Source organism: Nitrospinota bacterium, assembly GCA_016208975.1.
Taxonomy (GTDB): Bacteria; Nitrospinota_A; UBA7883; order UBA7883; family JACRLM01; genus JACQXA01.
The window spans coordinates 814384-827369 of record JACQXA010000004.1 but is presented as its reverse complement, the minus strand read 5'-3'; the positions used below and the strand labels follow the sequence as shown (position 1 = coordinate 827369).

Genomic DNA, 12986 nt, shown 5'->3' with positions numbered 1-12986 from the left:
CCGGATCAAGTCCGCTTTATAAATACCTTCCCAACTGTATAACCTCCGCCAGGGTGGTAACTCCGTTTATCATGGCCCGCACGGCGTTTTCCCGAAGCGCCGTCATGCCGTGCCCCAGTGCGTATTTGCGGATGGCGTTGGCGGACTGGCCTTCCTGCGTCATCTGGCGCACATGGTCGTCCATATCCATCACCTCGTAAACTCCCATACGCCCGTAATAGCCCGTGAACCGGCATTCCTCGCAACCCTTGGCTTCCTTCAGTGGGACTTTTTCCTGCGAGATGGTGATGCCGTACTGCTTGAGTTTGGTGGATGGCGTATCCACGGTTTTGGCGCAGTGTGGGCACACCACCCGCACCAGCCGCTGGGCGATTATCCCCAGCACGCCAGCGTTTATCATGTACGGTTTTATCCCCAGATCGCGGAGCCTGGTGATGGACGAGGCGGTGTCGTTGGTGTGAAGGGTGGACAGCACCAGATGGCCCGTTAGCGCCGCCTGCATGGCGTTCTCGGCGGTTTCCTGGTCCCGTATCTCGCCTATCATTATTATGTCCGGGTCTTGCCTTAAAATGGCCCGAAGGGCCGCCGCGAAGGTCAGCCCTATGCCGGGCTGTACGGCGGTCTGGTTGAAATTTTCGCAGATGGTTTCTATAGGGTCTTCTATGGTCACGATGTTCTTGTCCGGCGAGGAAAGGAAGTTAAGCGCCGAATAAAGCGTGGTGGTCTTGCCGGAGCCGGTGGGGCCGGTGACCAGTATCACCCCGTGGGGCTGGTTCAAGAAAGTCTCCACCCGGATAAGCTCCTCCGGGAAAAGCCCCAGGGTGTCCATATCCCGCAACAAAAGTTCCGGCTGAAGCACCCTCAGCACCAGTTTCTCCCCGAACGCCGATGGCATGCTGGAGACGCGCAGTTCCGAAGTGCCCGCGCCATGCTCCACCCGAATCCTTCCGTCTTGCGGTTTGCGTTTTTCGGTGATGTTCATCCGCGCCAGCATCTTTATGCGGGACACCATGGCCGGATGCACCCCTTTGGGTATGGAGTACACGTCGTTTAGCGCCCCGTCTATGCGGAACCTTATCACCGACGTTTCCCGCTTGGGTTCTATGTGTATGTCGGACGCTCGCTGGTCGAACGCGTAGTTGAAAAGATACTCCACGGCGTTTTTTATATGCTCGTCGTCGGACTGTATCTGGTCGGGCCGTTTGATGCGGTTGAGCTGTTCGAGGTTGCCAAGGTCCACCGCCTTGCTCCGCATCTGCTCTTCGGCTTTCACCAGCGAGTCTTTGAACCCGTAAAACTCGTGGATGATCTTGGTGATGTCCGACGGGGTGGCAAGATATGCCTTTATGGCTTTGCCGGTGGCCCGGGCCACGCCGTCTATGGTCTCGGTGTTTTCCGGATCCAGAATGGCCACGGAAAGCTCGCCGTCCCGCTCGAACAGGGGGAGCACCATGTGTTTTAACGCGAACGGTTTTGGTATGGCGCGGGTGACCGTCTCCATGTCCAGCTCCAGCGGGTCCAGCTTGCGGTAGGCTAGCCCGTAAACCTCGGCCACGGCCTTCACTATGTCTTCTTCTCCTAATACTGCGCCAGCGCCAGGGATTTTGAGCCGCAGGGAGCTTATAAGCCTTACCGCCTCGCCGTCGCCCTGTTTTAGCTGGCGGTTGGGGGCGGAGCCTTTGGATTGTTTGGACGCCGGTTTTTCCGGTTCCGCCAGGTTGGCCAAAATCCGCTCATACCCGGCCCGGTCTATCCTCCCCTTTCGCAGGAGAAGCTGGGCCAGCTTGCGGACATCGTTGATGACACTCATGGTTTGAAGAGGATTTTATCATAAACGCCGGATTACCAAGGGTTGCGCGGATGATGGCGCCTTTCATGGTTCGACGGGCCATGACAAGAGGGGGGACGCTGTCATGCCGGACTTGATCCGGCATCCGGACTTCGCCAATCCGGATTGAGGCCCTGATCCCGGCTCGCGCTACGCTTGGCCGGGATGAAAAATGGCTCACCGCGAGTTTATCGAAGGGTGACATGGAACGGGCCGCAATAAAATGTTGCGCTTCACCGGGGTCGCCCCGGTCTTTTTCACTCCGCACAGGAATCCGTGGTCGGGCGACCACGGCGAAGCGAAAAAAGGAATCCGGGGTCAGCGACCACGGTGAAGCGGTTAAAGGGCGGCCACGGCGAAGCAGTTGTGGCTAGGCGGCCACGGTGAAGCGACAAGAACAACCGCTGGGGGAACCTCACGGAGCCTGTTCAACGGGCCGCCACCCCCGCCTTGCCGCATTAAAGCGAAATCCCAGACATCCATAGTTACACTTTCCCATAACCATTACATGGGGGCGCGAATCGAATTGGCGCCGGAGGTGGCGGGAAAAGGGTGTAATATTAAATTGATAAAAACAGCTTGACCTATTGCGGCCCAGCGCATAAACTTAGTGTTTTTATATGTTCTAGCACGCCGGACGGGGGCGCTTAAAAAGCCGCCGCTTGCGCGCTTATAATGATAACAAGCCGCAAGGTTTCTAGGAACTCGGGCCAAAACGGAGGTTTTTGATTGCAGGTAAAGGTCTTAAACCAGCAGGTTGATCAGGCGCTGAAAGCGTTGAAGCGCCAGTTGCTGAAAGATGGTCTCTGGAAAGAGCTAAAAAAGCGACGGTCGTACGAAAAGCCTTCCGCCAAGCGAAAACGAAAGCAGAAAGAGGCAGAGAAGAAGCGCAGAAAGGTTCAGCGCAGTTTTTCCTGACAACCTCACGCGCCGAGCCCCTGAACCGGGCCGCTTATGCAATGCGGCCCCGGCTCTTTTGATTCTGGCGGAGTATAAATGAATCCGGAAGAAACACCGTCCGTCCAGCCGGAGGCTGAAGAAGTGTCTTTCAGCCAGTTCAATCTCGGTTGGGAGTTGGACAAGGCCCTCGAAAAAATGGGCTACGTAAAACCCACGCCCATACAGGTAATGTCCATACCCCCGGCATTAAAAGGGCTGGATATTATCGGCCAGGCCCGCACGGGCTCCGGAAAAACCGCCGCTTTCGCCATACCCATACTAGCCAAAATAAAAAACCGCGCTCCAGACTATCCCAAGGCGCTGGTGCTGGCCCCTACCAGGGAGCTGGCATCGCAAATCCGGGACGCTATCCGCCAGATGGGCATGTTCAAGAAAGCCCGGGTGGTGGAAATCGTCGGCGGCAAGTCGGTGGAAAGGCAGATTCAAGACCTGCGCAAAGGCGCCCACGTGGTGGTGGGCACGCCGGGCCGGGTGCTTGACCTTTATGACCGGGGAGCTCTACTGCTGGATTACGTTGAAACAGCGGTGCTGGACGAGGCCGATGAGATGCTGAACATGGGCTTCCAGGAGGATGTGGAAGAGATACTTCGCCTGCTTCCCGAAGAGCGGCAGACCTTCCTGTTCTCGGCCACCATGGAAAACCGGGTATTACAGATAGCCTTCAACCATATGGTGGAGCCCAAGATAATCCGCGTACGGGACACCCGGGCGGAGCTTAGCAATATAAAAGAGATATTCCACATCATCCATCCGTCCGAGCGGATGACGTCGCTCATCAACGTCATCGAGAACGAGAGCGAGGGGCTGGTGATAGTTTTCTGCAGGACCAAGAACGAAGTGGACATGGTGGAGGCCAGGCTTAGCCGCCAGGGGCTCAACGTTATGGCTATCCATGGGGACTACCGCCAGAACCGCCGGGACAAGGTTATGAAGATGTTCAAGGAGGGTAAGGTGCAGATACTAGTGGCCACCGACGTGGCCGCCAGAGGCATCCATGTGGACAACATCGGCACCGTGGTGAACTTCCGCCTGCCGGACGACCCCACAACCTACGTGCATCGCATAGGCCGGACCGGCCGGCTGGGCAAGGCAGGCGTGGCTATCACCCTTTGCTCCGGCGAGCAGAAATACCTGCTGGACGATTTTAAGAACAAAGTGCATTTCGCCCGCGCCGCCCATAACTGACCTTTCGCTGGCCTTCCGAGGCGGTTCCGGCCACTCTTTTCCCGTCATTCCTTTCTGGCTTGCCCCCTTTTTCAACGCGATGTAATGTAAAAAGGAAAAGCTAGAGGGGAAAATAATGGAAACATATTACAAACCTTCCGACCTGCCCAAATTCCCGGATGTGGGAAAGGACGCGCCGGAACTGGCCAAGAAGTTTTTCAGCTATTACCAGGCCGTTTTCGCCGAAGGGGCGCTGACAGAACGCGAAAAATCGCTGATAGCGCTGGCGGTGGCCCACGCCGTGCAATGTCCATATTGCATAGACGCCTACACCCAGGCGTGTCTGGAAAAAGGCTCCAACATGGAAGAAATGACCGAGGCATTACACGTTTCCGTGGCCATCCGGGGCGGGGCTTCGCTGGTTCATGGTGTGCAGATGCGCAACACCGCCGAAAAAATCTCCATGTAAGCGGGGCGTCATTGGACATCCAAACAAATATGCGTCCGGTAGCATTCGAGACTTTCATCACTGAAAGCGGCCACCGGCTTGAACGGGGACGCGCCACGGCCCTGCAGGTGAACATGGGGCTGGCGTGCAACTTGTCGTGCGGCCATTGCCATCTTTCGGCCGGGCCGGGCCGGAAAGAGATGATGTCCGCCGGGACCGCAATTGAAGTGGCCCGCTATTTCCGCCGGGGCGGGTTCGATTCGCTGGACATTACCGGTGGAGCCCCGGAGATGAATCCTAACCTGCCGGGATTGATAGAAGTGGCCGCCGTGGACGCGGCCAAGATAATCGTACGCTCCAACCTGCTACTGCTTCCGTTGCGGCCCGCGTTGGTGGAGCTTTTCCGTGGACACAGAGTGGAGATAACAGCTTCATTGCCATCACTTTCACCAGCTCAGGCGGAGGCCCAGCGGGGCCCCGGGTTTTTCGAGCGGTTCATCGGGGCCATGAAATATTTAAACGGCCAGGGGTATGGCGTGGAAGGCTCGGGGCTGGCGCTTAACCTGGCTGTGAATCCCGTGGGCGCGTTCCTGCATTCTTCGCAGTCCGAAATGGAAACACGGTTCCGCCGGGAGCTTGCCCGCAAACATGGCGTATCTTTCAACCGGCTGTTGGCTTTTACCAACGTTCCATTAGGAAGATTCGGCCAATGGCTGGAAAGTTCCGGCAACCATGCGGGTTACCTGAACAAACTGGCGGGGCTTTATAACCGGTGCGCCCTGGAAGGGGCCATGTGCCGCTATCAGGTGTCGGTGAATTGGGAAGGGTATCTTTTCGATTGCGACTTCAACCTGGCCCAGGGGTTGTACTCGGGTGGGGAGAGAATCCATGTGTCCCAAATGGAAAATGCCCCGGAACCGGGCGCGCCGATCGCCATGGGGGATCATTGTTACGCATGCGCCGCCGGATCCGGGTTCACCTGCGGCGGAGCGGTTACTGGTTAACGCATAAACCCGCGCTAATGGAAATAACTTTTCACTCCGGACAGGGCGAACTCCACCCCCATCGCAATCAGTATTAGCCCCATCACCCGGGTAAGCAACCGCACGCCGGTAGCCCCCAGCCAGGCCGCCACCCTCTCGCTGTTCCTGAGAATCAGCCACGTGCCCACAAGCGATAATCCCAGCGCCGCCAGGAGGGCCACCCAATCCATCCAGTTTGCGGCGCGGTTGGCGAACACCATTACGGCGGTGATGGCCGCCGGGCCGGAAAGGATTGGCACCGCCATGGGGATTATCGCCACGTCCTCTTTCCTTTCGCCCTCCTCCCGCTCGGCCAGGGAGCTTCTGTAAGTGATGGATTCGCCTTCCAGCATTTTCAGGGATACGGACATGAGGATAACCCCACCGGCCACCATAAGCGCTTCCACCGACACGCCGAAGAAAGCGAAAATATGGCCTCCTACGATGGCAAACACCAGCATTACCATGGCCGAGGCGCGCACGGCGCGGAACGCCTGGTCCGCCCTGTGGGCCACGCCGCCCCCCGGCGCCAGCGCCAATAGTGTTATGGCCGCCCCGAAGGGGTCTAAAACGGAGAACAGCGCCACGAAACTCTTAACGAAAAATATCAACGGTTCGGTCATGGACGCCTCGTTTTAATCTCTGGATTATATGTTATCATCCCGTTTTTCCAGAATGATACCGTAGGGATAATAAAAGAAATGGCGAGACTTTGCGTGAACGTGGACCATGTGGCCACGGTGCGCCAGGCCAGAAGGACCGTTATGCCCGACCCGTTGGAGGCGGCCCTGCTGGCGGAGCAGGCCGGGGCATGCGGCATAACCATACATTTAAGGGAAGACCGCAGGCACATACAGGACGCGGACGTGGCGCGGATAAAAAAGGGTATCGCCACCAAACTCAACCTGGAGATGGCCACGGCGGAGGAAATAGTAAAGATAGCGCTGAAGACGCGCCCATACCAGGTTACGTTCGTGCCGGAAAAACGGCGGGAGATAACCACCGAAGGCGGGCTGGACGTAACGCGGGACCAGAAGCGGCTCCAGGCAATCATCGGAAAATTCCGGTCAAAAGGAATAATCGTATCCCTGTTCATTGACCCTTACGAGAGGCAGGTTACGGCATCCCATGTTTTGGGCGCCGACGCGGTGGAGCTTAACACCGGCGCGTATTCGGAGGCGAAAGGCGCCCGCGCGGTGAAGGGGGAATTGACCAAGCTGGAGAAGGCGGCGGCGCTGACCGGAGCCCTGGGGCTTACCACCCACGCCGGACATGGGCTTACCGTGGCCAACGTTGCGCCCGTGGCCCGCATAGCCAACATCGAGGAGCTTAACATCGGGCACAGCATCGTGTCCCGCGCCGTGATCACCGGGTTCTCCGCCGCGACCCGGGAGATGATAGACGCGATTAATTCCGCCGGGGCCTGATCCGCGGAAAATAAAAAGGCGGCCCCGGACCCTTATGGAATGGAGCCGCCCTATTGAGGATCCTGCTACGGAGCCTGTCGATTACAGGGAAAGAGCTATGGTGATCATAAGAAAGTAGGCTGAGGCAAGAATGCCCATAGCGCCCACAAACCCCACCACGAACAAGCTTTCCTTAATTTCATGCGCTTCCTGCATTTTACAACCTCCTATTCGAAACGCCTGGGCGTTTCCCGCTAATCTCGTCTGGTTCGGCCCTTCCACATCGGGGCCTCACGCCCTTGAATGGAGCAACGGCCGTGCCAAATTAGAATGAATTGAAAAGCCTCTGGTTGTTTTTGGATGTGGACATTTGGCCGCATGGAAAGTGTCTGGAAAGCAGGCGCCCACCGCCGCGAAACGGGACGGGGTGGGGGCTCTAAATACTTTTTTTGTTATTTAATCACGCATGCAAACGGTTTTGTAACAAGAAAGATAATCCATTCAAGTAATGTCATTGATAACGTTGCTTACGCCAATTTCACAAACTTCCGTTTGCCCACTTTTACCAGGTTCCCGGCGCCCTTCTGAAGTTTGAAATTCTGGTCGGCCACTTTTTCGCCATCCACCGTCACCGCGCCCTGTTTTATCAGCCGCATCACTTCCGATGTGCTTGTGGCCGCCCCGGCCTCCACAAGGACTTTCGGCAACCATGCGTGGCCCGTTTCGTCCCACGCCACGGTATGCACCGGCACTTCGCCGGGTATCTCTTTTTTCGCGAACACCCGGTCGAACTCCGCGGATGCCTCCTCGGCGTCATGGGTGGAATGGTAACGGGCCACCATTTCCTTCGCCAGGCCCACCTTGGTGGTTTTAGGATGGGCCGAGCCGTCAGCCAGCCCCTTTTTAAGAGTTTCAAAATCGCTGGCCGATATGGATGAAAGAAGCTCGTAATATCTCGTCATCACAGCGTCCGGTATGGACATAAGCTTGCCGAACATCTCTTTGGGCGGCTCGTTTATGCCCACATAGTTGTTGTACGACTTGCTCATTTTCTGCACGCCATCGGTGCCTTCCAGCAGGGGCATGGTTATTACCACCTGCGGTTCCTGTCCGTAATCCCGTTGCAGGTCGCGCCCCACCAGCAGGTTGAACTTCTGGTCGGTGCCGCCCACCTCCACGTCGGACTTTAACGCCACCGAGTCGTACCCCTGCAGGAGCGGGTACATGAACTCATGGATGGCGATGGGTTTTCCCTCCCGGTACCGGTTCTGAAAATCGTCCCGCTCCAGCATCCTCGCCACGGTGTAATGGGCCGCCACTTTGATGAGTTCCTGTGGCGTGAGCTTTCCCAGCCAAGAGTTGTTGAACACCACCTCGGTTTTGTCCTGGTTGAGAATTTTGAAAACCTGGGCCCGGTAAGTTTCGGCGTTTTTCTCAACCTGCTCCCGGGTAAGGGGCGGGCGGGTTTCCGATTTGCCGGTGGGATCGCCTATCATGCCGGTGAAATCGCCTATGAGGAACAGCACGCGATGCCCCAGGTCCTGAAACTGTTTGAGCTTCATCAGAAGCACTGTATGGCCCAGGTGAAGGTCTGGCGCTGTCGGATCGAACCCGGCTTTGACGGTGAGCGGAATGCCGAGGGCTATGGATTTTCCCAGCTTCTTTCGAAGCGCGTCCTCGCCGATGATTTCCACGGCGCCGCGCCGGATTTCGCTTAACTGTTCTTCAACTGGTTTGGGCATTTATGCTCTCGAGTACGATAAACTAAAACATGAAGATGAGAAATTAGCATAACAGCGGAAATATGGCAAAACATGAACGCTCCGGGCGATCCCGGGGCGCCGGGGCAAAACAGTCGGCCAACCGCCAGATGGAGCGGGGCGCCGTTGTAAAAGACCACGGTGGCAGGTTCTCCGTGGCTCTGGTTTATCCGAACGCCTACGAGGTTGGTTCGTTGAACCTGGGGTTCCAGAAGGTGTATGCCATGCTCAACGCCCGGGACGATGTGGTGTGCGAACGGGCCTTTGTGGACGGAAAGGCTACGGGGGAGATCAGGACTTTAGAAACATCCCGCAGGCTTAACGAATTTGATGCGGTGGCCTTTTCGGTGACGTTCGAGTCGGACTATCTAAACGTCCTTTCAGCCCTGGAATCGTCGAAAATACCACTTCGCCGCAGAAGCGCCCAAGACCCGCTGGTGTTCGCCGGTGGGATATGCCTGACCTTGAATCCGGAACCGCTGGCCCCGTTTCTGGACTTCGCGGTGATAGGCGAGGCTGAAGAGGCGCTTAATCCATTGTTTGACATCCTAACCTCTCAAGAGGTATGGGAATTGAAAACGCTTGCCTCCATTCCCGGGGTTTACGTTCCTTCCGGCTACACGCCCGTTTATGGCGATGACGGGTTAATAGTTCGTGTTGAAGTGGCGGATGGATTCCCTTTGCGGGTCAAAAGACTCTGGAATATAGGATCCGTCACAAACCCCAATGTGAGCGTGATAGACGCTCCCGGGGCCGCGTTCCACGGAATGCGTTTGATTGAGATAGGCAAGGGGTGCGGGAAACATTGCCGTTTCTGCGCCGCCGGATACGCATACCGCCCCACCAGACATGCGGACACCGAGGCCGTCATAAAAGCCATAGACGATGGTTTAAAAGAGGGCAAACGGATCGGCCTTGTGGGAAGCGCCGTGGGGGACCACCCGGGCATAGAAGAAATATTCGGCCATATAGTTTCCCATGGGGGCAAGTTTTCCGTATCCTCCCTCCGGCTCGACAGGCTCACAAGCTCCATGCTGGAAAACCTGGCCGCAGGAGGTCTTCACACTATCACCGTGGCCCCCGAAGCCGGCGCGGAAGCCTTGCGGCTGAGGATAAACAAGGAGCTTTTGGATGAAACCATTCTAAAAGCGGTGGGAAGAATAGCCCACGCCGGGCCGTTCAATATAAAACTCTATTTTCTTGTGGGCCTGCCGGGGGAGACCATGGACGATGTCCTGATGATCCCGGAGCTGGTCACGAAAATCCATAACGTCATGATAACCGGTGGCCGGGAGCGGGGCAGGATCGGCGCCATATCGGTGGGGGCGGACGCGTTCGTTCCAAAACCGTTCACGCCGTTTCAATGGGAGCCGTTCGAGGGCGTAAAAGCCGTGGAGGCCAAACTGCGCGCCGTGCGCAAAGGATTGGAGGGGATACCCAATTTAACGGTCCATTTGGGATCGGCCCGGCAGTCGCGGGTCCACGCGGTGCTCTCGGTGGGAGACCGCCGGGTGGCGGAGCCTTTAGAGATGGCGATGAAAAACGGGGGAGACTGGGCCGCGGCGTTCCGTCAATGGGGCTCCGACCCGGATTTTTACGCCACCCGAAGAAAATCGGCTGAAGAAATCATGCCTTGGGACATAATAGATTATGGCCTGCGGGAGGATTATCTCCTCCGCGAGCATGAACGGTTTGAGAAAGGCAAAATGATGCCCGAATGCCCGCCGCCGGGCGATGAGTGCAGGCGGTGCGGCGAGTTTTACGGTGTTTGCGCGCCTGGGGTGAAGGAAGATGAACGCTAACGGGTTTGCCAGGTATGATGGGGTGGAAGCGCATATATACCGGTTCGAGACCATCCACGCCGCCGGATTTCCGCACTTTGTGACCGGCCGGGGTGGCGGCGTGAGCCCTGCCCCTTACCATAGCCTGAATACGGATTATAACGGCGGCGACAGCCATGAAAATGTCCGGCGCAACATCGGAAAGGTACTGGCTTCAGCCGGGCTGGAAAAACTGTGGACGCCGAAACAGGTCCATGGCGACATTGTGGCGGTTATAAACGGCGGGCCCGCGCCGGAAGTGGTTGAGGCCGACGCGGTGATAACCGCTACCCCCGGCATGGCTGTGGGCGTGCGCACCGCCGATTGCCTTCCCCTACTGCTGGTGGACACCACGCGCAAAGTTGTGGCGGCAGTCCACGCTGGCAGAAGGAGCACGGAGCTCCACATCGCAAGAAAAACGGTAAACATCATGCGCGACAAGTTCGGGTGCGCTCCCCCGGATATTGTGGCGGCCATAGGGCCATGCATCCGGGCCTGTTGTTATGAAGTGGATTTGGAGAGCGCAGGACGGTTTCATTCCTGTTGCGGCGGCTCCGGCGGAAGAATGCTGGACATAGCCGGGGCCAACCTTGCTCAACTTAAACAGGCTGGCGTTGAAAATGGAAATATAACGGACTGTGGAATATGCACCGCTTGCGAAAACCACAGGTTTTATTCGTACAGAAAGGACGGGAAAGTGACGGGCCGGTTTTTAAGCGCCGTAGCCCTGTCTTAAGCCCTGGAGGAGCGCCATGGAACTGTTGCTGGAAACACTGAGCGTGGGGCCGCTGGACGTGAACTGCTACATCGTCGGTTGCGGTCACCACAAAACCTGCGCCGTGATAGACCCTGGGGACGGCGTGGAAAGGATCCTGCGCAAGGTGGACGGCATGGGGCTCACGGTGAAAAGCATCATAAACACCCATGCCCATGCGGACCATACCGGCGGCAATAAAGAGATGAAAGAGGCCACAGGAGCGCCCATCCTCATAAGCCGGGATGACGCTGAGATGCTTACCCATCCGTCCATGGAAGACATGGCCGTGTTCCTTGGCATAGCGCCCTCGCCGCCGCCGGACGTGTTGTTTGGCGATGGGGACAAACTGGAAATATGCCCATGCCTCACTTTTGAAGTACTGGCCACGCCGGGCCATTCGCCAGGCGGCGTGTGCCTGTATTTCGGCGAGGGGGTAATAACCGGGGACTCGCTTTTCAGGCTTTCCATCGGCAGGACAGACCTTCCGGGCGGAAATTCACAGGCGTTGATAAGCTCCATCCGGTCCAAGCTTTTCACATTGCCCGATGAGGTGAAGGTGTACCCGGGGCATGGCGAACCGTCGGAAATAGGTTACGAGAAAAAATACAACCCCTTCCTTACAGGAGCCTTTAGATGACCCTTGCCGGAGCCGGTTTGACACGAGTCAGGTTCGCGTTTTTCGCCGTGATCGCGGCTTTCATGGCCGGTTGTAGCGGCGGCGGGTCTTCCGGAGGCGGCGCCGTGGATTCCGGCGTAACCCTAAGTCTGGTGGAAACCGTATCCATGGCTTCCGGGGCCACCAGCGGAATATATACGGTGGACGCTCCGTCCGGCGAAGGATCGCTCACCATTATCGCCGACGGGGGAGATACGGCGGACATGGATATATCAAACCTCACCGACCCTTCGGGGTTTCGCATGGTGTCGGAAGACCCCAATGCGTTCCCCATAGGGGTGAACCTGGCCCAGGGGTATGGGCAAAGCGCGGTGGCTTTCACCGTACCCCATAGCGGGGATTACTCCTTCACTCCCGGCCAGTGGCAGTTTCAGATAACCCATTACGCCAGCCCGGACGGGGCTCCACGGGATGTATCCATATATACGATAGTAAAGAACGGGCCGGGAACGGTTATCAACGTGAACGTGTGGCTCGTGGCCATGAGCGATTATGCGGGCTCTTCAGACCCAAACCTTACGGTTATGCTCGACGAGTTCAAGCGGATATTGGCCGGGGCCGGATTTACCGTGGGCGATGTCCAGATAAAAGAACTTACCGGATCCCAGGCCGAGAGACTGACGCTGATGGACATGACCACCGACGCCAACAACAACGACTGGCCGGATGATATGGACGAGCTGTTCAGGCTATCCTCTCAGGCTGGTAACGATTACATGAACCTGTTCCTGGTGCGTCACATGTCCGGCGGCGGGATACTGGGGATGGCAGGCGGCATACCCGGCCCGCAGTTGATCCAGGGAACGGCCCATTCCGGCGTGGCGGTGAACATGATGGGCGGGTTGACCCGCATGACCGAGGCGCACCTGCTCCTGCAGGGGGCCACCATGGCCCATGAGCTTGGGCATTTCCTGGGGCTCTTCCACCCTACGGAAAGCGATGGGGCGCAGTTTGACCCCATTTCCGACACGCCCGAGTGCCCCGCGTCGCAATATGATTCCGACCATGATGGGCAGGTTACCGCCGAAGAGTGCCAGCAGGCCGGGGGAGATAACCTGATGTTCTGGGCCGCCGCCTCGTTTACCCAGGAGCAGGTGAGCGGCATGCAAAGGAAAGTAATAAGCCTGAACCCGGCGGTGAGGTGA

Annotated in this window: 12 protein-coding genes; 9 read left to right on the top strand and 3 right to left on the bottom strand. The window is 57.4% G+C overall.

The window, feature by feature from the left end:
• Positions 1-16: 16 nt before the first annotated feature.
• A complete protein-coding gene (gene tadA / locus HY751_07585; GenBank protein MBI4666253.1) occupies positions 17-1810 on the bottom strand; it encodes a Flp pilus assembly complex ATPase component TadA in 1794 nt (597 codons plus the stop codon).
• A gap of 747 nt (positions 1811-2557) precedes the next feature.
• Here tadA and rpsU point away from each other — a divergent pair.
• From rpsU to arsS, 4 genes are all read left to right on the top strand, one after another.
• Entirely contained in the window at positions 2558-2746 is a 189-nt protein-coding gene (rpsU, locus tag HY751_07580) for a 30S ribosomal protein S21 (protein ID MBI4666252.1), read from the top strand.
• Between the two features lie 78 nt (positions 2747-2824).
• Positions 2825-3973, top strand: a complete 1149-nt coding sequence (locus tag HY751_07575; protein MBI4666251.1) for a DEAD/DEAH box helicase — start codon at positions 2825-2827, stop codon at positions 3971-3973.
• A 115-nt stretch (positions 3974-4088) separates the two neighbouring features.
• Positions 4089-4421, top strand: a complete 333-nt coding sequence (locus HY751_07570) for a carboxymuconolactone decarboxylase family protein (protein ID MBI4666250.1) — start codon at positions 4089-4091, stop codon at positions 4419-4421.
• Between the two features lie 29 nt (positions 4422-4450).
• Positions 4451-5404 carry an arsenosugar biosynthesis radical SAM protein ArsS gene (gene arsS, locus HY751_07565; GenBank protein MBI4666249.1) on the top strand — a complete coding sequence of 318 codons (954 nt, stop codon included), beginning with the start codon at positions 4451-4453 and terminating at the stop codon, positions 5402-5404.
• A gap of 14 nt (positions 5405-5418) precedes the next feature.
• Here the strand turns inward: arsS and HY751_07560 are convergent, their stop codons facing one another.
• Positions 5419-6045 (bottom strand): MarC family protein, encoded by a 627-nt coding sequence (locus HY751_07560; protein MBI4666248.1) that lies wholly within the window; start codon positions 6043-6045, stop codon positions 5419-5421.
• Between the two features lie 78 nt (positions 6046-6123).
• Between HY751_07560 and HY751_07555 the strand changes: the two genes are divergently transcribed.
• The gene (locus HY751_07555; GenBank protein ID MBI4666247.1) at positions 6124-6849 is read left to right on the top strand and encodes a pyridoxine 5'-phosphate synthase; all 726 of its coding nucleotides are present in this window, start codon (positions 6124-6126) and stop codon (positions 6847-6849) included.
• Between the two features lie 506 nt (positions 6850-7355).
• Here HY751_07555 and HY751_07550 read toward each other — a convergent pair.
• Positions 7356-8570: a tyrosine--tRNA ligase gene (locus tag HY751_07550; protein ID MBI4666246.1), complete on the bottom strand. Its 1215-nt coding sequence runs from the start codon at positions 8568-8570 to the stop codon at positions 7356-7358.
• A gap of 62 nt (positions 8571-8632) precedes the next feature.
• Between HY751_07550 and HY751_07545 the strand changes: the two genes are divergently transcribed.
• From HY751_07545 to HY751_07530, 4 genes are read left to right on the top strand one after another with little or no spacing between them, the layout of a single operon-like run.
• On the top strand, positions 8633-10390 hold the full coding sequence (locus tag HY751_07545; GenBank protein MBI4666245.1) for a radical SAM protein: 1758 nt from the start codon (positions 8633-8635) through the stop codon (positions 10388-10390).
• Positions 10380-11144, top strand: coding sequence for a peptidoglycan editing factor PgeF (gene pgeF / locus HY751_07540; protein MBI4666244.1), 765 nt, complete (start codon positions 10380-10382; stop codon positions 11142-11144). Before HY751_07545 ends, pgeF begins: the two co-directional genes overlap by 11 nt.
• A gap of 22 nt (positions 11145-11166) precedes the next feature.
• Entirely contained in the window at positions 11167-11802 is a 636-nt protein-coding gene (locus HY751_07535) for an MBL fold metallo-hydrolase (GenBank protein ID MBI4666243.1), read from the top strand.
• Positions 11799-12986, top strand: a complete 1188-nt coding sequence (locus HY751_07530; GenBank protein ID MBI4666242.1) for a hypothetical protein — start codon at positions 11799-11801, stop codon at positions 12984-12986. The genes HY751_07535 and HY751_07530 overlap by 4 nt, the downstream gene beginning before the upstream one ends.